The sequence below is a fragment of the Streptomyces sp. NPDC097619 genome (assembly GCF_040302735.1).
GTDB lineage: Bacteria > Actinomycetota > Actinomycetes > Streptomycetales > Streptomycetaceae > Streptomyces.
Genome location: NZ_JBEOSD010000057.1, coordinates 12,567 through 34,414, shown reverse-complemented (window position 1 = coordinate 34,414; position 21,848 = coordinate 12,567). Strand labels below are relative to the sequence as shown.

Here is a 21,848-nt window from a genome sequence, read left to right as displayed (position 1 = left end):
GAGGTACGGGGGCGCAGGATGACCCGCACAAAGTGGTTACGGCGCGCCCTGCACGGGGCCGTGACGGGCAAGGGCACGGGCCGGTGCGGGAGGCGGCGGAACGGCGGGGGAAGCTGCCCGGGAGCGGGAGAACCCGCCCCCGGGCAGCTCGATCAAAGGGGCAGAACCGCGTCGATTACCGCCGCCAACGCCAGCAGCATGACGAGAACGGAGAGGTAGCACAGGCGCTTCCTGATCTCCGCGAGCTCGGCGTGGGTGACGAACTGTTCGGCGGACTCTTCCGGTACGGGCGGTTCGGATTCGGGCATGGCTGTCTCCTCGGAGGTGGAGGGGTGGAAGGGCTCTGCGGCCGCAGACCCTGCCCGGGGTCCGTGCCCGGAGCACACCGGGCACGGACCCCAAGCGGGATGAACGGAACGCGGGGACGGGCAGGGGGTCACCCGTGCGGGTCGCGGCAGTGGTCCGACAGCCGGCCGACGTTCTCGTACGAGCAGTCCGGGTGGCAGCGCTCCCCGGGCGCTTCAAGGACCGTGTGGCAGTCGCACAGGCACCACCGGCACTCACAGCCGGCCGGGTGCGGGGTGAAGTCGTTGCAGGAGACCGCGTAGGGGCGCCCGTGGTGGGTGAGCGGCATTCCGCATCCGGGCGTCATGCACAGGGGGTTGTCGAGACTGCCCGGCCGGGGGTACCGGCTGTAGTCGTCACAGGCGGTGGGGTTGGGGTTGCCGTGCTCGCTCTCCCACTGGCCACACGTCCCGCACCGCTCGTGGGGGTTCGTCATCGGTAAGGCGATCCGGGCCGACCCCATCGGCCGGCCGGCCGAGACGGTGAAGGAGATCTCTCCGGTCAAGCCGTCCTGCGCCATCGCGCCGCCGCACTCCGCAGCGTTGATCAGCAGTGCACGCAGCAGCGCACGGGACACGGGGTGGGGGTTGGGACGGCCGTGCATCACGTCGGAGGCCGGAACGGTCGTCAGCACGTAGGCGGGGAACTGGGCGTCGGACGGGGCGCAGGGGTGGACGGACGGGTCGGCGAAGGACACAAGGACTCCCAGGGGCGGGGCAGAGGCAAGTGAGTGTTGCCACAGGTCACGACGACGGCGTCGACACGCGGGAAGGGCTGTGACCTGGGGAAAGGAACACCGGTGCAACTTTTGAGACCGTCCTACGCGTGCGCGCGGGCGGGAAGTCGCATGAGGTGGTGTGTCGGGCGCGGCGGGGCCGGCCGGGGCGCAGTGGTGTCGTGCGCCCCGACAGGGGTTCAGCGGGTGCGGACGCGGACGGTGATGCGGCCGCGCCGAGAGGTGCGGGGGCGGATGCGCCACAGGCCGTACCGGACGGCGAGGCGGTAGGCCGGGGTCAGCATGTCGTACTCCACGAGATCCCGGCCTGCCAGACGGATCAGGGCGGCGAGTGCGACGCGACGAGGGGATGCGTCAACGGGGGCGATGGCGTCTTCGATGTCGGGTTGAAGGTCGAAGTTGCACTGGATCATGAACGCCCAACCCGCCGGGGTTTTGTAGATGCTGTTGTCGGCGGCGTCGTCGAAGGCGAGTCCGAAGGTCCGGCCGGCGACGGTGCAGGTGTGAGCGTCGAAGTAGCCGGCGCGGATCATGTGGCTTTCCACGGTGCGCAGGAAGGTTCGGTGGCCGGCCGGGTCGGAGTGGAAGGCGTGGAAGGCGTGCTCCCCGTCGGCCCACTCGGAGCCTTTTGCAAAGCGGTAGTTGCTATCGATGCCGAGGTCGAGGATTTTCACGGCGTCGGTGGGTTCGCCGGTCCAGTTGTCGGGGTCGGGCAGTGCCCAGACCGTTGCGTTCGGGCCGGGCCTCCAGACGTCCTCCTCAAAGGGGAGTTCGTCGGTGAGCTCCAGACCGGAGATGTGGCCGTCCGCATCCTGCCTGACTGTCACGAAGGTGCAGTCGTCATGGGCCTTGCTGGTGTTCGCAGGCATGTGTGTCCCCTTGGAGGGTTGGGCGTTGGTGTCGGTGCGGCTCGCTCGTGCCGTCCAACGAGTAGAACTGTACACCACATCCGGGCCTGACGGTCAACGGCCTTCCCTCGAATTCGAATTCTGCTTTGGCGTGCATGGATTCCATATAGGGGCGGACATGGTTGACAGTTTTCGTGAATGGAGGTGTAGGGTGTGGAGCACACCGGCCGCCGGGACGAGCAACTCGGCCGGCCGATCAACGCTCCGAACCAAAGGGGATACCCGTGTCCGCTGCCGCTGCCCGCCGCCGTCTGCGCCGCACCGCCGCCGCCATCCTCCGCACCCGCCGCGCCGAGAACCGGGCGCACCGCATCGCCACCGGCCGCGTCAAGGTCAGTGACTTCCTGACCCACCTGGGAATGCCGGAGGAGGACATCGACCGCTTCGGCTCGTGGGCCGGCCGGCACATCGCTGCGGCCTACCGTGCGGCCACGGGTGGCCGCGACACCCCGCTCCGGGCCCGTAAGCGCACCGCCGCCGGGAAGTGGGTGCGGGTGTTCGTCTACCGGCTGGCAGACCCCGCCCTGTACACCGGCGCCCGCCAGTACGCCCGCACCGCCGCCTACCTCACGGCGTAGCCCGCACGGCGCCCCTGCGCCCCTCTGTGCGGGCCGGGCGGCCGGCCCCTCCCCCTCACCGGTCGCCCGGCCACCCTCTCCTGCCGTAACGCCTCGAAAGGCCCGTCATGCTCTGTGCCTGTTGCCTCGAAGACCGCGCCCATTGCTCCGCTCCTGCGCTGCGGCGGATCCTGCACATCGTGCACACCCCCCGGGCGCTCCCCGGGGGCACGCTGAACGGCCTGGTGGGCCGGTACTTCGCGGCGGTGTCCGTGGATGACGCGAACGTCTTCCGGGGGGCTGTTGGGTTCTGGCGGCTCGGAGACCCGTGTGCCGCGTGCGCGGTACCGCCGGCCGATCCGGCGCAGGTGGTCCGGGTGCCGTGTCGGAATCCGCGCGGGCATGCCCATGCGCAGGTGAAGGTGTGGCTCGCCAACCGTCACGGGGAAGGCGGGGCGCGGGTGTTGGCGCCGGTTGCTCCGACCCGTGAGGAAGCGCGGCGGCGCATCGTGGACATGTGCGAGCGGATCCGGGTCGTCGGGCATCTGTAGCCCCCTGCGTGGCTTGTGGCGTGCCCCTGCTTCGGTGTGGGGCACGTTCCGGGGGGTGTCGGTGGGCTGTGGTCGGTGGTGTCGTGGGTGTGTTCACTCCGACTGCCGGGACGGCCCCCGAACTCCCCGGACATGGTGTACAGTTTTCCTTGTTGGAAGGCACGAGCAAGCCGGACCGACATCAACGCCCCGAACGAAAGGCACGTTCATGAGCGAACCCTCCCCCACCACGCCGATACCCCTGCCCGATGTCACCGTGCAGCGCGCAGACCACAGGGGCGGGCCGTGGGAAGCCGGTTTCAAGGGCATCGTGGGACGTGGCCGCACGCAGCGTGAAGCCCGCGCGGCCCTCGGGGCCCAGCTTGTCGCCATGGCCGAGACGATCTCGGTGGCGCCCGCGTTCGCCCGGGACGGCTCCGGCACCGTGGCCATGGCCCTGGCACGACCCTGGGGACTTGAGCTGTACAGGATCAGCCCCCTGTTCGCCCGGCACGCCGGAATCGCCACGCCGCACCCGGAAGGGCCGGTCGCCTACCTGGGGAGCATCGCGCAGTACGTGCCCCTGCCCGAGAGTGCCGCCACCAACAGCGGTGACGGACCGGAGGAGGTCTACACCCGTGAGGAAGTCGCCGCGGCCCTGACGGCGGGTGTGGAGGCCGCCCAGGAGAACACCAACGACCACGCTTCGCTCAAGGTGGTCGAGGCCGCCACCCTGGCACGGCTGCGGAACCCGCTCGCCCAGGTACCGCCGCCGGACCCGTCGGTGACCGAAGAGGACGGCCACACCGTCACCGTGCACGTGCGGCTCTGGGGCCCGCGCGCCGGATGGTATTGCGAGTACTCCGCCCTTCCCGGGCGCCTGTTGGGCCCCTGGACGAGCGACACGGTCATCACGGACCTGATCGAGTCCGCAGGCATGGCGTACGAGGACGCGTACGCGCTCGTCGAAGGCAATGTCGACGGTACGCGCGTCACTGTGAACACCCGCCGCTGACTCCCGGCCCGGAGGGCACCCTTCCGCGCCCCGTCCGCCGTTCAGTCCGGCCCCGACCATCCAGCCGACCCCGGGGCGCGGCACGTCCGCCGCGCCCCGCCCACGAAGGGCCCTCCGTTCATGCGTATCCCCCGGTTCCATCCCCTCTCCGACATGCCGCTGTTCGAGTCGCAGCGCACGCTGCGCGGCCACGCGTTCTACCCCGGTGCGGAGGTCCTCCGCAGTCTCGTGCCCCGTACTCCCCGGCGCTCCGCCGAGGAAGCGCCGTGCATCGTCTTCCACTCCCCCTGGGGCCACATCGTCGTGACGGAGATCGACCCCGGGACGCTGTCCGGCTACGGCTGGACCTGCCTGTCCGGCGACCCCGGCGGAGCCGAGTGGGGAGACCTCGGATTCCTGGGGGAATTCGAGCGGAAGCGCGGCAAGCCGTGGGAGTGGTGGGAGCGGGATCTCCACTCCGGCGACGCGAACGCCGCCGCGGCGATCAGGCGCATCCTGGCCCGGTACGCCCCGCCCGTCCTGCCCGATGCCCAGGAGGAAACGGCGCCCGCCGGCCCGGCCGCGCCGCCCAAGGTCCCGCCGGCCGCGCCTGTGGCCCGCGTCCCCCGCACGTCGGGCGGAGCGCTGTCCCGCCGCTGACCACCGGCGTCCGGGGCGGCGGGGCGCGGCACCCGCGCTGCGCCCCGCCGCCCCGGGTTTTGCCGCCTCGCTCCTCCCCGTACGCCTCCGGGGGCCGCACGTTCCCTGCCGTGGCCCGTCCGGCCCCCTGACCTCTCCCCCCGTTCCGTGCCCCGAAGGGTTTCGCTGCCATGCCCGAGAACATCCCGCCGGTTCCCGCCGAGTTCGTTTTCACGGACGACAGAGGCAACGTCCTGCTGCGGGTCCCCGCCCCCGCCGATGGCGCCGTCACGATCGGGCTCGAACGGTCCGACGACCGCGGCCCGCAGATCGTCTCCGTGGACCTCTACGGCGACGGCAGTGCGCACGTCGGGCACCAGCCGGACCCCGATGGCGACTGGATCCCGCTGTTGGAGCGCGCCGGGGGGCGACTGCCCGCGTAGGCCGTCGTGCCCCGCCCCGCTCGCCCGTCCGCCGGGGCGCCGACTCTCTTCGGGGAGCGGTGCTGCGGCGGGCCCCGGGCCGGTACCTGCCGGCCCCTGCCACCCTCACCACCTCGCGGAAGGAATCACCTGTGATGACGACCATCCCGGCCCGACTCGACCCCCGACTGGTCACGGTCGAAGGAACCGCCTACGGGCCCTACGTCGGAATGCCGCTGTGCCCGCTCGCTGCGCCCGGTGAGCACCTGTGGTTCACCCGCGCCACGGCTGAGCAGATCGTCCGGGACCTGAACGTGCGGGATGCGGGGTGCGGGTTGAGTGGCGCGTTCTCCGGCGACGGAGCGCTGACGTTCACGTGGACGGCCGAGTACGGCGGCCGGCGGGGTGCCGGATCCGAGTCGTTTTCGCCGGACGCGCACGGCAGGTACCCGGTCGGTGGTCTGTGGATGTGGGACCTGTGGGACGAGACCGCAGTGCCGCACACCGCCGGGCAGGCCGCGTTCGCCCGGGGTGCGGCCGAGTTCCGGCGGGCCGACGGTTCCGCGTCGTATCCGGAACCGCTGGACGGCCTGTACCGGCAGGGTAGGGCCGAGGCCCTGTCGGTGTCACTGAACGCCCCTGCGCCGGACGCTGCGGCGCCCGGGGTGGACGTGCCGCTTCCCGGGGCCGAGATACACCCCGGCGGGCCGGGCGGGGTGTGGCGGGTGACGTGGGGCCGGCTGTCCGGCGTGGGGCCCGATCTGGAGGCGGCCAAGCGGCGCCTGATGGAGCAGGTGGAGGCGTCGGTCCGCGCGTCGCAGGAAGAGCCCGTGTTCGCCCGGACCGGGGACGGGCGCACGGCCGTCGCCATCGCCCGGGGCAACGGTGCGGACTACTACCAGAGCACCGAGCGTGCGTTCTGGCTGACGGCCCGGTTCGTGGACTACACCCCGGACGAGGTGGTGAAGGTGGACGCCGGGGCCGTCCCGATCCCGCCGCGACAGGGAGAGCCGCCGATCACGGATGAGGACATCGAAGGTCTCGTGACCGCGTTCGGGATCACCGAGGACGACTTGGACGAAGCCGTGCACGAACTTTTCGCGGAGCGGGCGAGCGACCTGAACAACGAGGGCCCGCACGCCCAGGTGAAGCACCTCGCCGCCCAGTGCCGGGACTACACCGAGCTGCGCTCCCTGCTGGACGACCTGATCTCCCGCTGACGTTGCCGTGCGCCCCGGGCTGCACCGGCCCGGGGCCCCGAACGAACCTGCTGCGCCCGGTCCGCCGGGCACGGCTCCACTGGAGAGGATCCGCCATGCCCCGTTTGACTCGTCGCCAGCACCGACAGCTGGACGACATCGAGCACTTCGCGAGAAAGGTCCTGGGACAGCTGTCCGCCGCCGGGACGGTCGTGACGATGCGCTCGCACGGCACCACGACGGCCGAGTTCTTCAACGAGCGGTCGGGCGAGTGGGTGACGCCGGTACGCCCGGCCTCCCTGGCCTACGTCGAACACATCCTTCAGCGGCTGGCGGACCTGCGGAGCGAGAGCGAGCAGAAGGGGGCCGTGCTGTGACCGCCGCGCCCTCGCTCACCCCGTACGCGATATCCCGCTCGCTCGATGCCCACCGGGCTGCGTACCTGCTGTGCAACGCCGACCGGGCCACGGCCGCGGTGCCGGTCTCGGGGGCCCTGCTGCGCTCCGTGCTGGCCGCTGCCCTGTTCTCCGGTGGTACGGCCGCCCTGGAGCCCGACGACGGGACGGTGGTGTTCACCTACGGGCAGAGCGCGAGCAGCGTGCCCGGGTGGCTCGGGCCGGTGTTCCGCGCCGTGCCCTGCGACCGGCCGCCGCACTCCCCGTGCTGCGCCCGGTGCGGGCACTGGCAGGGCGAGCACGACCATCCGGCCGTCCCGACCGCGTGCTCCCGGTTCCGGTTGCAGATCGGTCCGGCCCGGTGGGCGTTGGCGGAGTCGGGGGTGACGTACGCGTGGATGCGGCGGATGGGCCGGGTGCGGGTGCTGTTCGAGATCCGGGAGCCGAACCGGCTGCACCCCGGCGGGGTGCTGGTGGTTCACCGGTACCCGGATCCGGACGAGGGCCCGTACGAGTTCGTCACGCACTTCTGGCCGATCCCCCCGGGGCGGCGCAGCGCTCTCCTGCGCCGTGCGCGGGCCCGGGTGCACCCACAGCCGTGCCCGGCCTGATCCCCGCCCCCTGCGCCCCGCTCCCGTTCGCTCCTGGAAGGACTTGTTGATGCCCGGTCTGATGCTGCTTGCTCCCGGCGGGACCGCCGGCCACGTCACCGAGCACGGTGCGGTGCACCTGAAGAAGTTCGGGCGTGACGGTCGGGAGTTCGTCCGGGCGGCCGTGCCCGCCCGGGAGCCCGCCGGGGGCGGGGCGGACCGTGCGGCTCTGGCGACGCTGCGGCCGGCCGCGTACCCGTTCGCCGGGGCGTGGCTGGCCGCCCTCACGGCACACGCCCCGGCCGTGGCCGACCACCGGGATCCGGAGATGGCGCCGGAGTCGGTCCGGCTGCTGGCCCGGATGACGCGGACGCACGCAGGCGGGGTGCCCCGGGCGTCGGACGGGGCGGTGGGGTGGAGCGTGCCGGGGGCGTCCGCTCGGGTCTGGCCGGACGGGCGGGTGGAGGTGCGCAGTGACGGGGGTGTGGTCCTGGCGGTGCGGTTGGAGGGTTCGGGGTGGGACTCGTGGCGGGTGGCGGCCGTGGTGGACGCGGGGCTGCGGTTGCTGTGCGCGCCCGGGGCCCGGCACATGGTGCGGACCTCTCGGCCGCAGGGGTGGGCGCAGTCCTCTTTGTGGGCGGGGCGGTCGTATGACGGGGCGTCGGAGGCCGTGTGCTCGTGTGGGTGGCGGGTGATGGCGGGGTCGCGGTTGGGGGCGCGGGCGGCGGGGGCCGGGCATGTGCGTGATGTGGGTGATGGGGGTCTTCACTGAACTCCGGACGTGGTGTACAGTTTTCCTTGTTGGACGGCACGAGCAAGCCGCGCCAGCATCAACGCCCAAATCATCCCAAAGGGGACACCCGTGTCCGTCAATCCGAACACGCAGACGACCTCCGACACCACCGCCCCGGCCCCGCCGCAGCCCGAACCGCGCACCGCGACCGCGCACCTGCCGGCGCCCGCCGCCCCGGTCGTCCTGGACAAGCAGCCGTCGTCCTGGCACGTGCTGTGGCACACCGACTCCCCCCACACCGGCCAGCACTGGGCCGACCTGCCCGTCCATTCCGTGGTGGGCACCGCCGAGTTCCTCGCCGGCCGGGACCGGCGCGTTGCGGAACAGGAGCTCGCCGAACGGGGTCTGTCCCACTACGACATCCCCGACGCCGTGAGTGCCGGGGACGCCCTGGAACGGGCCCGCGCCCGCTGGGAGGCCGAGGGCCCGCACGCCGCGTGGTTCGCCTTCATCGCCGAAGACGCCGAGCTGATCGAATCCGTCCGGGCCCAGTTCCAGCCGACGCCGGAACAGGAACAGGCGGCCTTCGCGACCCTCCAGGCGGCCTTTGCCGCCTACCCGGCCCCGGCGGTGACGCTGACCCTGGAGGAGGCGGACGCCATCGTGAGCGGCCGGGACTGACCGCCCGACCACGGCGGGAGCGCGCGACGGTACGCGCTCCCGCCCCCCATCCTTCCCTGCCTCCGCCCGACGGCAGGCCCAGCCCTGTCGCGCCCCGAACGGATTCGCCATGCCCGCCACTGCCACCCGCGACCAGGCCGTCAACGACCTGACCGGACACCCGGTCATCGAGGAGATCGCCCGCGATCTCATGGGCGCCAACCCCGACATGATGGCCACCCTCACCAACAGCGCCGGCTACCCCAGCTACCGCCTGATGTCCCTCGCCTACGACCGGTTCACCGAACGCACCGGAAGCGGGCACGGACAACTCGACACCCGGGTGGCACAGGCCGTGCTGGACCGGCTCGCCGAGCTGCGCGCCGCCGCCATGCGCAGCCTCCTGGACGCCCTCCCGAGTGCCGTCACCGAAGCGCGCGCCGCAGAGCTGGAGGCCCGACAGGCCCTCCGCGACATGTGGCGCCATGGTTCCCGGGCCTGCCCGCTCACCCGCTACGCCCGAACCGCCGGGCGGCTCTCGGACCGCCTGTCCTGACTCGCATCCGCCGCCGCGCCCCGGGCCCGCGACCGGCCCGGGGCGCCCTCCGGAAGGCCCCACCCATGAGCACCGACTACATCGGTCAGATACACCCCTGGATCACCCGGTACGACGAGCACCGGACGGACAACTCCATCGACACCGACCTGTTCCTGGAAGACCTCGTTGCCCACCTGCGCGGACTGGTCGGCCCGCCGCTGCCCGGTACCGCGTTCACCCTCACGTTCGCCGGGCACGACGGCGAGAAGTCGTACCACTGGGTCGTCAACGGCTCCGACCTGCGCGACGCGGGCCGCACGCTGCTGCGCCTGCCGTCGTTCCGCCAGTGGTACGCCGAGCTGGGCCCCCACGACGACGGGACCACGCCGAGCGTGGCCTACGTCGGCGCGCACTCCCACCGGGGCCTGCCCGCCCACGACTTCTTCAACGACCTGCGCCGGGAACAGGCCGATACCCCGGCCGCGCCCGGTGACGCACCGGTCCTCCCGCCCGTGCCACCGCTCGCCCTCCTGGGCTGACACCCCCCGCCGCCCGGCCCCGCCGCCGGGCGGCTCCCGGAAGGAAGTTCCATGTCCGTCGCCTCCACCGACATCGCCACCGTCCTCCGTGGCCTGCTGAACGGTGCGTCCCAGCACGAGGACTCCGTGCTCCGGGAACGCGCTCTCCACTCCGGCCTGATGTGGCGGTGCCCCTGTGACGCCACGAACGCCTACGACGCGGACGCGTGCCACGAGTGCGCCGCCGAGCGGCTGTGGACCAACGACACCACCCCGCCCCGCTACCGCTACGGGCCCCTACTGGAAGACCTCCGTGGGGGCCTGAAGGAGTGGTTCGACGACCGGCCGCACATGCGTCGCCCGGCCGCAGTCGGCTTCCGCATCACCACCGAGTACGACGACGGCCCCGCGTGGGCCACAGGGGGTGCGACCGCCTACTTCACCGACTCCCCGCAGGGCCTGGAGGTCCCGCACGCCTTCGACCGCTCGTGCGTTGCTGACGCCCTGGTCGAGATCGGTGATCTCGACCAGCCGCAGACCGGCGACCGCCTCATCGTCCGTATCCCCGCCCTCTGACCACCCGGCCGCCCGGCCGCGTGCCGGGCGGCCCATCCCCAAGGGAATCCCCGATGGCCACCTTGCTCATCTGGACCGACGACGGCGAAACACTCACCGTCATCGGCTCCCACCAGGTCGCAGACGGCGACCAGACCGCCGTAGACGAACTCTTCGAGGACGCCGCAGAGCGCGACGGCGCCGACGTCGGGTGCGCGTTCGACGTGGACCGGCACAGCGCCGCCGTACAGCGCACGTACGAGGAGTTCGCCCGGCCCTTCGGCCTCGTGCTCGTGGACGCCGTCGAAGGCCACCAGCCCGAAACCCACTGATCCCCGCGCGGGCCGCGTACTCCGGCGGCCCGCGTCCCTCCCCGAAAGGAACCCCGTGAACATCCCCGGCGAAACCATCGAAGTCGGCGTGACCCGCACCGCGACCGCCGACACCACCCCCCTTCCTGCGCCCCGGCTGGACGCCGCCGCCTTCACCGACAGGGAGTCCCTGCTCCCCCAGGTCGGGCACTGGTCCAGGGACGACCTGTACGCCGTCGCCAACACCTTCCTGGCGGCCGGTGACCGGCTCCTGACGGCGGAACTCCTCGACCTCCTGCGATGGCTGTGCGGGCCCGCCATCGAGGCGGCGGCCGCAGCCGAGGAGCCGGCCGTCGTCGGAGTGGAGTTCGTGACCCGGACCACCGACGAAGGCGTGTTCTGGGCAGCGGACGACCTCGGGCTTCACCGGGCCGACGGCACGGTGAAGGACTACGAGTGGCCGAACGACGAAAACGCCGAGTGGCAGGCCAAGGCCGACCGGTACGAGGGCTTGCTCGCTGACTACTCCCGCTCCGACCCGCCCACCGAAGGCGCCCACCTCATCGTCACGCTCGCCACCGGGGAATTCACCGTGACCGCCAAGTGGTCGACGGTCTGACCCCGTTCTCTCCCGGGGCAGGACGATCCCTCACCCTGCCCCGGGAGGAGAGGTGTAACGGATCCGCGCCCCACTCCGTCTATACGGCGCCACACCTGCACCGGAGGTACGCCGCATGGCCTGGAGAAGCCCGTCCCTGACCCGCATCAGGGCGCCCCGCACCGTTCACTTCCTGTCCGACCCCGATGGCCGGACCCCGCCCGTGGCGTACTCCTCCGGCCTGGCCGCCCGGCCCGGCCACGCCTACGAGCTCGCCGTCACGGGCCTGCCCGGCCGTCTGTCGGTGACCGTCATCGACGGCGCCGAGGAACAGCTCGTGGACGACGGGCTTCACCCGGCCGAGGGCCTGGAGCTGGACGCGGTGCTGCAAGGCGGTTACACGGTCCGGCTTCGGCGCGTCACCGACACCACCAGGTGTGCGGAGGCTCGGGTCCTCGCCGGGCCCGACGTGGAGGTGTGGCAGATCCTCGTCCCCGACAAGTGGGGCCTGTTCCCCGGCGCCACTCACTACAGCGAGGACCCCGACGCGCAGCCGCTGCTGTAGCCCGGCCGCCCGCCCCTCTCCCGCCCGTTCCCGAAAGGCCCCTTCCCCGTGCAGTTCTCCCTCCCGACCGGTCGACGCATCACCGCACTGGCCGCCGCTCTGGCCGTGCTGGCCTCCCTTCTCGTCGCCCTGGTGGTAGTCGGTGTCGGCGTCCTCGTGGCCGGCCTGGTCAGTGACGACGAGCGTCCCGACTGCCGGGCCGTTCACAGCGGACAGCAGGACATCGTGGCCGGCGGTCCCCGTCCGTGCGTGCTCCACGGCCACGCCTCCGTGCACGGACCCGACAACGGGGCCGCACAAGGGTCGGTCCACGCGGGACAGCCGGGGGGCATAGCGGTGCCCCCGAAGGGCCCTGCGGCCCCGGCGCCGCCGAAGAACCTCACGCCGCCGAAGGCGCCTGCCCCGCCCGCGCCCCGGCCCGCCGCTCCCCTGGTCAAGGTCCGGTGACCTCTCACCTGATCGAGGGCTTCCCGCCCCGGACGGCCCACAGGCCGGACCGGGGCGGTTCTGCGTTGTCAGAGCAGCCTGCAACAGTGGGCCCATGGCCCAGGACACCGCGATGACGGTCCCCGCGGCCGGTACGGCAGCCGGCCTTGCAGCCGCGCTTCGCGTGCCTGTGTGGAACGCGCTCGCCGACCGTGCCGACGCACTTCGCCGCTCTCTCCCTCCGCGCCCCGAAGCAGCCGGTGATCGCTTCGCGTGGTGGCGGACCCTCACCCCGACGCAGGCCAGGGACGCGACGGCCCTGGAGCACCTTGACGCGCTCTGCGAGCACATCAAGGGCTCCGGCCGCCCGGCCCCTGGCTACGCCCCGGATGATCCCCTGCCCGAAGCGGCCCTCGAAGCCGCCGACGGGTTCACCAGCGCCGACGTGGCCGCCCGCATCGCCGACTACCGGGCGCTGCGGGATGCGCTGCTCACGCAGCGGCCGCCAGGGCGGCCAGCAGCAGCGCCGTGATGTGCGCGGTCTGGTCCACGAACGCGGCCCCGCCGCGCTCTGCGAACGCCGCGCTTCCGGTGCGCTTCATCCACCACAGGACCGGCCAACGCCGGTCGATGAAGCCATGGGACAGTCCCACCCAGGCCAGGACCCCGGCCGTGGTACCAGGGGCCAGCGGTAGGTCGAGGAACACGGCCCCCGCGCCCAGGGCGGCCGCGGACACGGCGACGTGACTGACCGCGTGGGTGAGGTTGGCGCACCACCCGGCCGCGGACGCCTGGGACTTCAGCTCGGCTTGCCGATCGGTCTGCAGTGCGTAGTCGACCACCAGGTGGGCGACGTACAGCAGGATGAACACGGTCGCGAACATGTCTTCTTCTCCTGATTCGACGGTACGAGGAAGGCCCGCGCGGGGGGTGTCCTCACCCTGTTCCGCGCGGGCCGTCGGTGGTGCGCCCGCGGCACACTGCGGGCGTGAGGCGGGTCTCCTTTCGTGATGTCGGGGCTGGTGTGGCCTCCGGGGCCCGGGAGGCCCAGGGAGGCCGCCAGGGGCGGCTCGTAGGCTGACGTGGTGTGCGATGACGCCTGCGGGGAGACGGAAGTGGACCGCCGGATCGTCTGGTCGGTCCAGATGGGGTTCGGCGGCCGGTGGCGGCCGGCTTCGGGCCCGCACCGTGACCGGGACGAAGCGGTCGCACGATTGGAGTGGTACCGGGCGCACGCCGCGCCTGCGGTGGCCTATCGCCTTGCACGGGAGACGACCCGGGTGACGACCGCCTTCGAAGACCTCTGACCGCCCCTCGGGGTGGCTACGGGGCCTCCCACAGCGTCCGCGCGACGTGATCGGCGCCGTGGGAGGTGCGGGGCCTGCTGGGGCAGTTCCATCCCGGGCGGGGTGCCCGTTGCGCGAGGACCCGCCATCCGGCCCCGCGCAGGCTCGCCCCGCTCTCCCCGTCCTGGGTGTAAGTGATCAACCGGGTGTAGCCGAGGGCCCGTGCCGCCCGCCACGCCGCCCCGTACAGGAGGCTGTTCGCGTTCGCGGTACCGTCCGCGGCGGTGCGGGTGACCTCCAAGGTCTGCCCGTTGTCGTACGAGCGGGCGACGGGCCGTCCCACCATCGCGACGGCCCGCAACACCCCTTCGTCGTCGGCCGCGCCCAGGCAGAAGACGGCACCGACCGGTGGACGGTGGTGCCGGTGCCAGGCGGCCACGAACGCCTTCGCGTCCTTCTGCCGGACCGGCACGACGTGCAGTCGTATCCGGTCCGAGCGACCGGAAGTCGGGTCGGGCACGGTGTCCTCCCGCGCGGCCGGGGGGCGCCTGGTGCGCCCGGAGGCAGCACCATGGACGGCTTCCGCCGGTACCGTCCCCGGCCGACCGACGGCGGAACGGGGCCGGGGTTCGCCACCCCAGGACACAAGCCGCACGGGTTGCCTACGTTCCGCGCCATGACGAACAGCACTTCGCCCAAGCCCGGCCGTCCTACTCTCCTGAGCCGCCAGACCTTCGACCAGCTCGTGCACGCCGCTGAGTCCGGCGAGACCCGCGCGGACATGGCCGCGCACATAGGCGTCTCGCTGCGGACCCTGCAGCAGTGGATCGGCAAGGGCCGCAAGGCCCGCGCCCAGGGGACGGTCCCCGACGGCCACACCATGGGCCGGAACGCGGTGGACTGGGACGGCCTGTCGTTGGAACACCGGACGCTGCTCCTGGTCGAAGCCCTTGATGCCGCCGGCCGTCGGCTTCGGGCCGCGGCCGAGGCGGAAGCGGCCGCCCGCAGGGTCCAGAAGACGATCGGGGCCCCGCCGTCCCTGACCGCCGATGTCCTGGAGGCCGTGGCCGCCGCGTGTGGGAACGAGGATCTGTCGGGCGCGGCCGCGGCGGCCGGGGTGGAGGTTCGCACGGTCTACCGGTGGATCGCCCGGGGCCGGGAGGTGCACGCGGCAGGAGGCTTCACCACCGAGTACGAGCGGCTGTGCCACCACCTGTACGTCAACGCCAGCGACACCTTCACCGACAGCAGTTGGCCGAACCAGTCCCGCCGGACGGCCCTGACCCCGGCGCGGCTGGAGCTCCTCGTCCGGGCGGTCGAGGGCGGGGCGAGCCAGATGGCGGCCGCCGCGCAGGCAGGGATCTCGCACCGGACCTTGATCCGCTGGATGGAACTGGGCGCCCAGATCGAGGCGGAGCGTGAGCGGCCGGTCGGGGCGCACGAGCGGCGGTGCGTCATCCTGCGGCGGCAGATCACGGCGGCCGAACGTGCAGTGGCCGCCCGCAAGGACGCGGCGCCGGCCGTGGTCGAGGAAGGCGTGGGCGGACCGGACGAGCCCGAGGCGGCCCGACCGGAGGGGGAACCCGTACGCGCGCTCCCTCCGCGGACGGCATCGGGCGTTCCTGAGCGCCCGCGGTCGGCGGCGTGGCTGCCACTGCTGGGGCGCGTGCTCACCAACCGGTTCGCGTTCCGGGCGCTGCGGGCCTGACCCGCGTACTGAACCCCCTGGACGCTCGGGCGCACAAGGCTTTCACGGCCCTCGGAAAACCCCTGTGCGCTCTGGCGCATGGGGGTTCTCGCGCCTTTGGAGAAAACCCCCATGCGCCAGAGCGCACAGGGGGTGTGCGCCACAGCGCACGGGCCCCATGCGCTGTGGCGCACGGAAACAAAAAGAAGGCAACCAGATGAAGCAACCAGATGAACATGCCCGTGGTCAGCCGCTCTCGGGGCAGCCGCGGGCTTCATCGAGCCCGGGGTGTCCTCGGCCACGAACGTGGCCTCGCCGGGACGCTAGCCACTTTGCTGCGCACCCTCACCGGTCGACACCCACCTCGTACCGGACGGTCCCGGACTTCTGACCGGCCTTCCGGCGCCCGCGACAAGGAGAGAACCCATGGAGCCCACCGTGACCAAGGCCCTCGGGAAGTGGCAGGAAGCACGGGACAAGGCTCGCGACCACGCTGTCCGGGCCCTGTGCCTGGCCCTGCCGGGACTGGCCCGGTCCGACAGGCTTGGTGTCTGCTGCCCCACGACCCTCACCATCGACAGCCCGGACACCCTCGCTCGGGGCAGGGTCTGCGTTGACGACGACGGCCGGGTCTCCATCGCTTTCGACGCCGTGCCGAACGCCGTTCTCACCGAAGGCATCGATGCCGTGTTCGGCGCCGCCTGGGGCGACGGCCCCCTCGTAGGTGCCGCACCCGGCACCTACTGCTGGGACAGCGAGGAACCGCACACCGAGTTCACGGTCGAGGTCGGCGCGGGGGCCAAGCCCGGCTCCCTCGATGTCGGCTACCTGCCCGTCGACTGGGCCGGAGAGATCCTGGACGCCCTCACCGCGGCCCGCGACCGGCAGGAACGAGAAGCCGTCACCGGGTGACGGCCCGGCCTGGGACGGTAGACGGCCGCGCCGTGCATGGTCCCGTCCTCGCTCCCGCCGCCCTCCGCGGCCGCCCTCCGGCCCGGCGCCGGGAGCAGGACGGAGAACCCCCACCGTGCCCTCCCGACGCCGCACAGGCCCCACCGACGCCGTCCGGGCCCTGGTCCACCAGCGCGACGGCGGACGATGCGTCCGCTGCGACAGCCCCGGCGACCTCACCATCCACCACCGCGTCAACCGCGGCATGGGCTCCTCCCGAGAGGAGTGGATCAACCAGCCGCACAACCTGCTCCTGGCCTGCACCCGCTGCAACTCCTGGTTCGAGGACCACCCCCGCCAGTCCTACGGCTCCGGCTGGAAGGTCCGCCGGCCCCTGCGCCCCGACGAGGTGAACGTCCTCTACCCCGACGGAGCCGAGTACGGCCTCCGGGCCGACGGCACCCGCACCCGAATCCTCCGGACCCCGCCCACCCCCCGCCGCCACGCCGGGGCCGGAGGCGCCCGATGAAGGTGCGCACCATCCCCCTCACCCACCGCTGGCACCTGATGGCCTGGCGCGGCGGATCCCGGCTCGCCATCGGACCCGTCCGCACCCACGACGCGGGCCGCGCCCGCACCATCGGCGCCACCCTGTCCCTGGCCCGCCTCACCGTCGGCCTGCTGTGCCAGACCCGCGAGGAGTCCCGCACCACGACGGACCGACACTGGTACCGCGACTACGGCCGTTTCAGCATCGGCGGCTGGCACAACTCCGAACGCACCATCCCGGTCAGCACCGGATGGATGACCGTCGGCGTCGGCCGCCGCGCCGGGGCCTCCCTCACCATGGCCTCCCACACCTTCTACGTGGTGCGGATGTTCACCCGCGCCGAGTACCGGACGTACCGCCGCGAGCGAGACCTGTACGGCCGCATCCTGCGCCCCTACGACGGGCGGGGCCGAAAGAGGCGCAGCGGATGACCCACACCGGCCCGCCGACGCCCCGCACCATCCCCCCGCGGGTCCGGTTCGACACCGATCCGGCCTTCGGGCCCGGCGGTGACGAGCTCCTCCTCCTGGTCGCCCGCGAGGCCTCGCGCACCGGCCGGGAACACTCCGATCCGGACGCGGTGTACAGTTTCGATAGAAGGAAGCACGGTTAGGGGAGGCCCCTGCCACCAGCGCCCCAGGGCGCGCGCCCGGGAACGGGAATCCGATGAGCAGCACTGACTTCGACAAGATCAGAGCCGACGCCACCGCCGAGGTCGAACGCGAGCTTCAAGGGGTCGACGACCCCTTCCAGCGTCGCGTGAACGCCGAGGAACTGCGCAGCCAGGCCAACATGGAGATGGCCGCGCTCAGGCCCGAACGCGACCGGCTCCTGGCCGCGGCAGCGCTCTACCGATACGAACGCGGCATCCCTGCCCGATTCGGGATCACGAACCTCCAACTCCGCAGGATCACCGCCGCAGCCCTGGGCACCCTTGAAGACGTCGACAACCCGCCGCCGTACCCCCTCCCCATGCTCCGGACCACGGTGGCCGAGAAAGCCGGCCTGCCCAACCCCGATGACCTCATGGACCAAGCGGTCGACGTCGCCGTCCGCTACGAGGCCGCCGAAGCCCGCCGCGACGCCGCCCTCCACCACGTCGACGCAGCACACGAAGCCGTGCGCACCGCGGGCGGCCGCGTGAAGGTCGGCCCCGTGGAACGCCCCGACTTCGACCGCGTGCGCCAGGACGCCGCCGACGCGGTCCGGGAGTACTTCGACCGGCTCGACGTCCCTCTCGAAGAGAAGCTCCGCCAGGCGGCCGCGGTCGCAGACCAGGCGGAGGAAGAACTTGCCGCACTCCTCCCCGAGCGCGACGAAGCCCTCCTGAGCCTCGCCTTCTACACCACGGCCCGCGGCATCTACGAGTCCGCGGGCATCAGTCGGCCCGGCGTCACCCGAGTCCAGCAGAAGGCCCTCGGCCTGCCCCGCGACGCCAACGTCCCCGTCCGAGCCAAGCAGCCCGATGCGGCCCGCGCCGCCGGGGTGCCGTTCCTCAAGGACGCCGCGTCGGAACTCCCCGCCGCGGCCCGAGCCTGCGAAGCGGCGCGGGCCCGTCAATCCGCGGCCATCGAGATCCGCGACAGCATCGTCCGACAGCTCGCCGCGGCACCGCACAACTGGAGCATCGAACGGCTTGCCGTGGCCATCGACCGGGACAACGCGATCATCCGCCGAGCCCTCGCCTGAGACCCCGCAGGGCCAAGATCACCACGTCCTGAGATTTCTTCCCGGCGTCGTGTAACAAACCGCGGCCCCACTCCGTCTATAGGGGCGAAGGCCGCACCGCGAGGTGAGTTCGGATGTGGCACCGGGCCTTCACCCCCTGCGGGGCGGCCCCGTCGAGGCCGCCCCGCCCCCTACCGGCCCCCGCGGGCTCGGCCCGCTTCCGGCGCGGGCCCGAGCCGGCGGGGGCCGACCGACATCCCAGGACGCCCATGAACACCACCCTCGAACGCCCCACGATCCGGCACGTCCACGGCCGCCGGATGCAGTGCAAGGACATACCCGACGAGATCCTGTGCGACGCCGTACGCCACACCGCCCCGCCCTGGCCCCTACAGCCGGGTGACGCCCGCTGGCGCATGTCCTGGGACGTCCACGACGCCCTGGAGACGGTCATGGGCCCCATACCCGAACGTCTCTTCCGCGCCAAGATCAAACGCCTCTTCGCCAAAGGCCTCCTCGGCGGCTGCGACTGCGGATGCCGCGGTGACTTCCACCTCACCGAGGAGTGCAAGGCCGGCGCCTACCTCTGCGGCTACTGCTGAACCGACGAAACCGCCCGGGACCTTAAAGGCGCCTGCTTCGCACGCTGCGCCCCATGGACACCCCGACCCCCTTCACCCCCGTCGTAACAGCCGCCCACGCCTCCAAGGAACAGCGGCAGGGCGTGCGTTCCTCCGACGCCGCCAGCACCGCCGACCTGTTGCTGCGTGCCCCGGTCCCCGCACGCCGGGCCGCCATCAAGACCCTCTCCCCGGCCGAGCTGACCCACGTCCTCACCGAGGTCGAGCGGGAGACCGGATCCCTCTACGGCCTGTGGCACGACACCCCCAGCGGCTTCATCGAGGACTGCTTGGGAGAATCCATATGGTCGAAGCAGCGCGAGATCGTGGACGCCATCCCCTTCAACAAGCGGGTGGCGTGCCCTGCGGGATTCGGCGTCGGGAAGACCTGGATAGCCGGACGCGTCGTCGCCTGGGCCGGGGCCGTCAACCCCCCCGGCACCATGGTCATCGTCACCACCGCGACCCGCTTCCGGCAGGTCCGCAACCAGCTCTGGCCACACATCCGCAAGACCGTCGCCCGCGCAGGCCTGCCCGGACGGTGCGACACCACCCAGTGGAAGGTGCCCGACGCCTACGGCAACGACGTGACCGTCGCCTACGGATTCACCGCCCCCGAAGGCGACGAGGCCGCCATGCAGGGCATCCACGGAACCCCCAAGCTCTTGATCATCGTGGACGAGGCCGGAGGCATCGCCCGCGCCATCGGCGCCGGCACCAACAACCTCCTGACCGGCGACGCGAGAATGCTCGCCATCGGCAACCCCCCGTCCGACGACCCACGAAGCTGGTTCGAGACCCTGTGCGAGGAAGGCGACAACCCCGAGAAACCCGGCACCGTCACCGTGCCCATCGCCACCTTCGACTCCCCCGCGATCAGCGGCGAGTACGTCCCCTACTGCAACGACTGCCCCGCGGGCGTCCCCCGCCACTCCCTCGCGATCCACCTCCCGGACATGGACTGGGTCGACCGCACGATCCGCGAGTACGGCGAGGACCACCCCTACGTCCAGTCCAAGGTCTACGCCCGCTTCCCCAAGGGCGGCGGCGGCAAGACCATTCCCATCACCTGGGTCGAGGACGCCCAGAAGAACACCGACCCCACCGGGCCCGGCTGGATACGCCTGTGCGACCTCGGGCTCGAAGGCGAGACCGCCACCCACACCGTCCGCCGCGGCTCCTGGGTCCGCCTCGGCGTGGACGTCGCCGCGGACGGCGGCGACGAATTCACGATCTACCGCGTGGTCGGCGATGCCGTCGAACACCGCCACCACTCCAGCGGCGCCGCCAACGACAACCAGGTCACCGTCGCCAAGAAGGTCCTGGAGGAAATCCACGCCGCCGAGCGCCTGGCACAGGCCCTCGGCTCCACCGCCAAGGTCCACGTCAAAGTGGACAAGAACGGGCTCGGCCACGGCGCGGTCAGCATGCTCACCGTCTGGGGCGACAACGGCCGCCACCACTCCGAGGTCATCGGCGTCATGGTCTCCGAGTCACCCGAACGGGACGACCCCGGCGCCGTGATGCGCCCCTACCGCAAGCGGGACGAGATGTGGATCGCCGGCCGGGCCCTCCTCCAGCCGGACCCCGCCACCGGCACCGGCCGCCTACGCCTGCGCGTCGACCGGGCCGCCGGAATCCAACTCACCACCCCCAACCTCGGCCAGAACGCAGGCGGCTACGCCGTGGTGGAGTCCAAGAAGCAGATGAAGGCCCGCGGCATGAAGAGCCCCGACCGCGCCGAGGGCATCCTCCTGGCCCTCTACGAGCCGCACGTCCGCCGCCGCGGCCTCATCGCCTGACGCCCGGACTCAGTGCGACAGGCAGAAGCAGAAGCAGCCCATGCAGGTGTAGGAGCTGGGCTTTCCATAGCAGCGCCGGCACCGGGTGGTCTGGGAGCAGTAGATCGGCTCCTCCTCCACCTCGGTGCCGGCGCTCGGCTCGTCGTCGCGGTCCTGGGGGATCTGGCCGGTCGTCATCGTCATGACGCAGAAGTCTGTCACCGATCCGCGGCTTCGCGTGCAACACGGTGGCGTCCACCGGCGCCAGGTCGCGGTCTTCTGCCGGGATGTCCGGGGCCACCTGGGTGGTGTGCGACGGCGACCGGGGATGATGGGGCGGTGAGCGACTACACCCACCTCGTGGCCGCCGCGGCGCACGCCGCCGGCCCCTGCCCCGAAGGGCAGGAGGCCGCTTGGCAGGCCCGCGTCCGCGACCTCGCCGTCGAGCTGGCCTTCACCGCGCGCGAGGTCGACCAGGCCATGAAGACCCTGGACGGGACCCACTCCTTCTCGGCCTACCTGGAGAGCATCGAGATCGAGCCCACCAGCCGCCGCGGCCTGCTCACCCTGCGCCCGCCCGGCGGCGGCATCGAGACGATCCGCACCGAGCAGCAGGACACCGGCCGCGGGGCGGCGATGATCGCGCGGGCCGAGGAACTCGTGGGCCGCTGGGTGCTGGTCTACCGGTACAACGAGCCGACGGCCGCCAGCCGACAGCACCGCGGTGGGTTCAACAATGTGCGGATGGTCGCCCGACTCGTGGATCTCGGCGAAGGCGCGCTGGCGTTCTCCGTCGCGAGGGAGATCGTCACCGCGGACGCCGGCGGCGACGCCGGGCTCGCCGCGCGCCTGTGGCGGGAGGCCGGACTTCCCGAGCGCGGCATGGTCCCCGTGGCCGACCTGGAGCACGTCCGTCAACGGGCCCGCGCGGCAGCGAACCGGTAGCCGGTGACGGGGGCGGCCCGATAGGGTGGGTGCCGGATTGCTGCTCCCTGTCGGTCTTCGGGGATGGTCCTGTCCACATCGTTTTCTTGCTGGATGAGGGCTGTTGCTCCCCGCGCACGCGGGTATGGTCCGCCTGCCAGACGTGTCTGGAGCGCGGCTCTTGGTCCCCGCGGTTGCGGGGATGGCCCTGTGGCCCCCAGT

31 protein-coding genes are annotated in these 21,848 nt (G+C 72.2%); 25 read left to right on the top strand and 6 right to left on the bottom strand.

Annotated elements, in window-relative coordinates; all coding sequences use genetic code 11:
• Positions 1-152 precede the first annotated feature (152 nt).
• The 3 genes from ABTZ17_RS17700 to ABTZ17_RS17690 all read right to left on the bottom strand — a co-directional run bounded on the left by ABTZ17_RS17700 (position 153) and on the right by ABTZ17_RS17690 (position 1,950).
• Entirely contained in the window at positions 153-308 is a 156-nt protein-coding gene (locus tag ABTZ17_RS17700; protein ID WP_352196551.1) for a hypothetical protein, read from the bottom strand.
• Between the two features lie 128 nt (positions 309-436).
• Complete coding sequence (locus ABTZ17_RS17695; RefSeq protein ID WP_352196550.1) at positions 437-1,042, bottom strand: hypothetical protein; 606 nt, start codon at positions 1,040-1,042, stop codon at positions 437-439.
• Positions 1,043-1,260: 218 nt separating this feature from the next.
• Positions 1,261-1,950, bottom strand: coding sequence for a hypothetical protein (locus ABTZ17_RS17690; RefSeq protein WP_352196549.1), 690 nt, complete (start codon positions 1,948-1,950; stop codon positions 1,261-1,263).
• Between the two features lie 263 nt (positions 1,951-2,213).
• On the opposite strand from ABTZ17_RS17690, the gene ABTZ17_RS17685 reads away from it, so the two are divergent.
• From ABTZ17_RS17685 to ABTZ17_RS17605, 17 genes are all read left to right on the top strand, one after another.
• The gene (locus tag ABTZ17_RS17685) at positions 2,214-2,567 is read left to right on the top strand and encodes a hypothetical protein (RefSeq protein ID WP_352196548.1); all 354 of its coding nucleotides are present in this window, start codon (positions 2,214-2,216) and stop codon (positions 2,565-2,567) included.
• Positions 2,568-2,746: 179 nt separating this feature from the next.
• Positions 2,747-3,097 carry a hypothetical protein gene (locus ABTZ17_RS17680; protein WP_352196547.1) on the top strand — a complete coding sequence of 117 codons (351 nt, stop codon included), beginning with the start codon at positions 2,747-2,749 and terminating at the stop codon, positions 3,095-3,097.
• A gap of 370 nt (positions 3,098-3,467) precedes the next feature.
• Complete coding sequence (locus ABTZ17_RS17675; protein ID WP_352196546.1) at positions 3,468-4,091, top strand: hypothetical protein; 624 nt, start codon at positions 3,468-3,470, stop codon at positions 4,089-4,091.
• A 120-nt stretch (positions 4,092-4,211) separates the two neighbouring features.
• Entirely contained in the window at positions 4,212-4,730 is a 519-nt protein-coding gene (locus ABTZ17_RS17670; protein ID WP_352196545.1) for a hypothetical protein, read from the top strand.
• 170 nt (positions 4,731-4,900) lie between these two features.
• Positions 4,901-5,152, top strand: a complete 252-nt coding sequence (locus ABTZ17_RS17665; RefSeq protein WP_352196544.1) for a hypothetical protein — start codon at positions 4,901-4,903, stop codon at positions 5,150-5,152.
• Positions 5,153-5,286: 134 nt separating this feature from the next.
• The gene (locus ABTZ17_RS17660) at positions 5,287-6,351 is read left to right on the top strand and encodes a hypothetical protein (protein ID WP_352196543.1); all 1,065 of its coding nucleotides are present in this window, start codon (positions 5,287-5,289) and stop codon (positions 6,349-6,351) included.
• A gap of 95 nt (positions 6,352-6,446) precedes the next feature.
• Entirely contained in the window at positions 6,447-6,707 is a 261-nt protein-coding gene (locus ABTZ17_RS17655) for a hypothetical protein (protein ID WP_352196542.1), read from the top strand.
• The gene (locus tag ABTZ17_RS17650; protein WP_352196541.1) at positions 6,704-7,336 is read left to right on the top strand and encodes a hypothetical protein; all 633 of its coding nucleotides are present in this window, start codon (positions 6,704-6,706) and stop codon (positions 7,334-7,336) included. Before ABTZ17_RS17655 ends, ABTZ17_RS17650 begins: the two co-directional genes overlap by 4 nt.
• 841 nt (positions 7,337-8,177) lie before the next feature.
• Positions 8,178-8,729 (top strand): hypothetical protein, encoded by a 552-nt coding sequence (locus ABTZ17_RS17645; RefSeq protein WP_352196540.1) that lies wholly within the window; start codon positions 8,178-8,180, stop codon positions 8,727-8,729.
• A 109-nt stretch (positions 8,730-8,838) separates the two neighbouring features.
• Positions 8,839-9,264 (top strand): hypothetical protein, encoded by a 426-nt coding sequence (locus ABTZ17_RS17640; RefSeq protein ID WP_352196539.1) that lies wholly within the window; start codon positions 8,839-8,841, stop codon positions 9,262-9,264.
• A 65-nt stretch (positions 9,265-9,329) separates the two neighbouring features.
• Positions 9,330-9,785 carry a hypothetical protein gene (locus tag ABTZ17_RS17635; protein ID WP_352196538.1) on the top strand — a complete coding sequence of 152 codons (456 nt, stop codon included), beginning with the start codon at positions 9,330-9,332 and terminating at the stop codon, positions 9,783-9,785.
• A gap of 51 nt (positions 9,786-9,836) precedes the next feature.
• Complete coding sequence (locus ABTZ17_RS17630; RefSeq protein WP_352196537.1) at positions 9,837-10,340, top strand: hypothetical protein; 504 nt, start codon at positions 9,837-9,839, stop codon at positions 10,338-10,340.
• Between the two features lie 53 nt (positions 10,341-10,393).
• Positions 10,394-10,651: a hypothetical protein gene (locus ABTZ17_RS17625; RefSeq protein ID WP_352196536.1), complete on the top strand. Its 258-nt coding sequence runs from the start codon at positions 10,394-10,396 to the stop codon at positions 10,649-10,651.
• Between the two features lie 55 nt (positions 10,652-10,706).
• Positions 10,707-11,249, top strand: a complete 543-nt coding sequence (locus ABTZ17_RS17620; RefSeq protein ID WP_352196535.1) for a hypothetical protein — start codon at positions 10,707-10,709, stop codon at positions 11,247-11,249.
• A 115-nt stretch (positions 11,250-11,364) separates the two neighbouring features.
• Entirely contained in the window at positions 11,365-11,793 is a 429-nt protein-coding gene (locus tag ABTZ17_RS17615) for a DUF4262 domain-containing protein (protein WP_352196534.1), read from the top strand.
• A 48-nt stretch (positions 11,794-11,841) separates the two neighbouring features.
• Positions 11,842-12,240 carry a hypothetical protein gene (locus ABTZ17_RS17610; protein ID WP_352196533.1) on the top strand — a complete coding sequence of 133 codons (399 nt, stop codon included), beginning with the start codon at positions 11,842-11,844 and terminating at the stop codon, positions 12,238-12,240.
• A gap of 94 nt (positions 12,241-12,334) precedes the next feature.
• Entirely contained in the window at positions 12,335-12,751 is a 417-nt protein-coding gene (locus tag ABTZ17_RS17605) for a hypothetical protein (protein ID WP_352196532.1), read from the top strand.
• Here ABTZ17_RS17605 and ABTZ17_RS17600 read toward each other — a convergent pair.
• A complete protein-coding gene (locus ABTZ17_RS17600; RefSeq protein WP_352196531.1) occupies positions 12,711-13,103 on the bottom strand; it encodes a DUF3307 domain-containing protein in 393 nt (130 codons plus the stop codon). The genes ABTZ17_RS17605 and ABTZ17_RS17600 overlap by 41 nt on opposite strands.
• Before the next feature lie 439 nt (positions 13,104-13,542).
• Entirely contained in the window at positions 13,543-14,025 is a 483-nt protein-coding gene (locus tag ABTZ17_RS17595) for an XF1762 family protein (protein ID WP_352196530.1), read from the bottom strand.
• A gap of 156 nt (positions 14,026-14,181) precedes the next feature.
• Here ABTZ17_RS17595 and ABTZ17_RS17590 point away from each other — a divergent pair, with 156 nt between their 5' ends.
• From ABTZ17_RS17590 to ABTZ17_RS17560, 7 genes are all read left to right on the top strand, one after another.
• The gene (locus ABTZ17_RS17590) at positions 14,182-15,213 is read left to right on the top strand and encodes a hypothetical protein (protein ID WP_352196529.1); all 1,032 of its coding nucleotides are present in this window, start codon (positions 14,182-14,184) and stop codon (positions 15,211-15,213) included.
• Between the two features lie 405 nt (positions 15,214-15,618).
• Complete coding sequence (locus ABTZ17_RS17585) at positions 15,619-16,104, top strand: hypothetical protein (RefSeq protein WP_352196528.1); 486 nt, start codon at positions 15,619-15,621, stop codon at positions 16,102-16,104.
• 115 nt (positions 16,105-16,219) lie between these two features.
• On the top strand, positions 16,220-16,612 hold the full coding sequence (locus ABTZ17_RS17580; protein ID WP_352196527.1) for an HNH endonuclease: 393 nt from the start codon (positions 16,220-16,222) through the stop codon (positions 16,610-16,612).
• On the top strand, positions 16,609-17,064 hold the full coding sequence (locus tag ABTZ17_RS17575) for a hypothetical protein (RefSeq protein ID WP_352196526.1): 456 nt from the start codon (positions 16,609-16,611) through the stop codon (positions 17,062-17,064). Before ABTZ17_RS17580 ends, ABTZ17_RS17575 begins: the two co-directional genes overlap by 4 nt.
• A 235-nt stretch (positions 17,065-17,299) precedes the next feature.
• On the top strand, positions 17,300-18,322 hold the full coding sequence (locus ABTZ17_RS17570; protein WP_352196525.1) for a hypothetical protein: 1,023 nt from the start codon (positions 17,300-17,302) through the stop codon (positions 18,320-18,322).
• A 248-nt stretch (positions 18,323-18,570) separates the two neighbouring features.
• Positions 18,571-18,903, top strand: coding sequence for a hypothetical protein (locus tag ABTZ17_RS17565; RefSeq protein WP_352196524.1), 333 nt, complete (start codon positions 18,571-18,573; stop codon positions 18,901-18,903).
• Positions 18,904-18,956: 53 nt separating this feature from the next.
• The gene (locus ABTZ17_RS17560) at positions 18,957-20,723 is read left to right on the top strand and encodes a hypothetical protein (RefSeq protein ID WP_352196523.1); all 1,767 of its coding nucleotides are present in this window, start codon (positions 18,957-18,959) and stop codon (positions 20,721-20,723) included.
• Between the two features lie 9 nt (positions 20,724-20,732).
• Here the strand turns inward: ABTZ17_RS17560 and ABTZ17_RS17555 are convergent, their stop codons facing one another.
• Positions 20,733-20,906 carry a hypothetical protein gene (locus tag ABTZ17_RS17555; protein WP_352196522.1) on the bottom strand — a complete coding sequence of 58 codons (174 nt, stop codon included), beginning with the start codon at positions 20,904-20,906 and terminating at the stop codon, positions 20,733-20,735.
• 135 nt (positions 20,907-21,041) lie between these two features.
• Here ABTZ17_RS17555 and ABTZ17_RS17550 point away from each other — a divergent pair, with 135 nt between their 5' ends.
• Positions 21,042-21,647, top strand: a complete 606-nt coding sequence (locus ABTZ17_RS17550) for a hypothetical protein (protein WP_352196521.1) — start codon at positions 21,042-21,044, stop codon at positions 21,645-21,647.
• Positions 21,648-21,848: the final 201 nt, after the last annotated feature.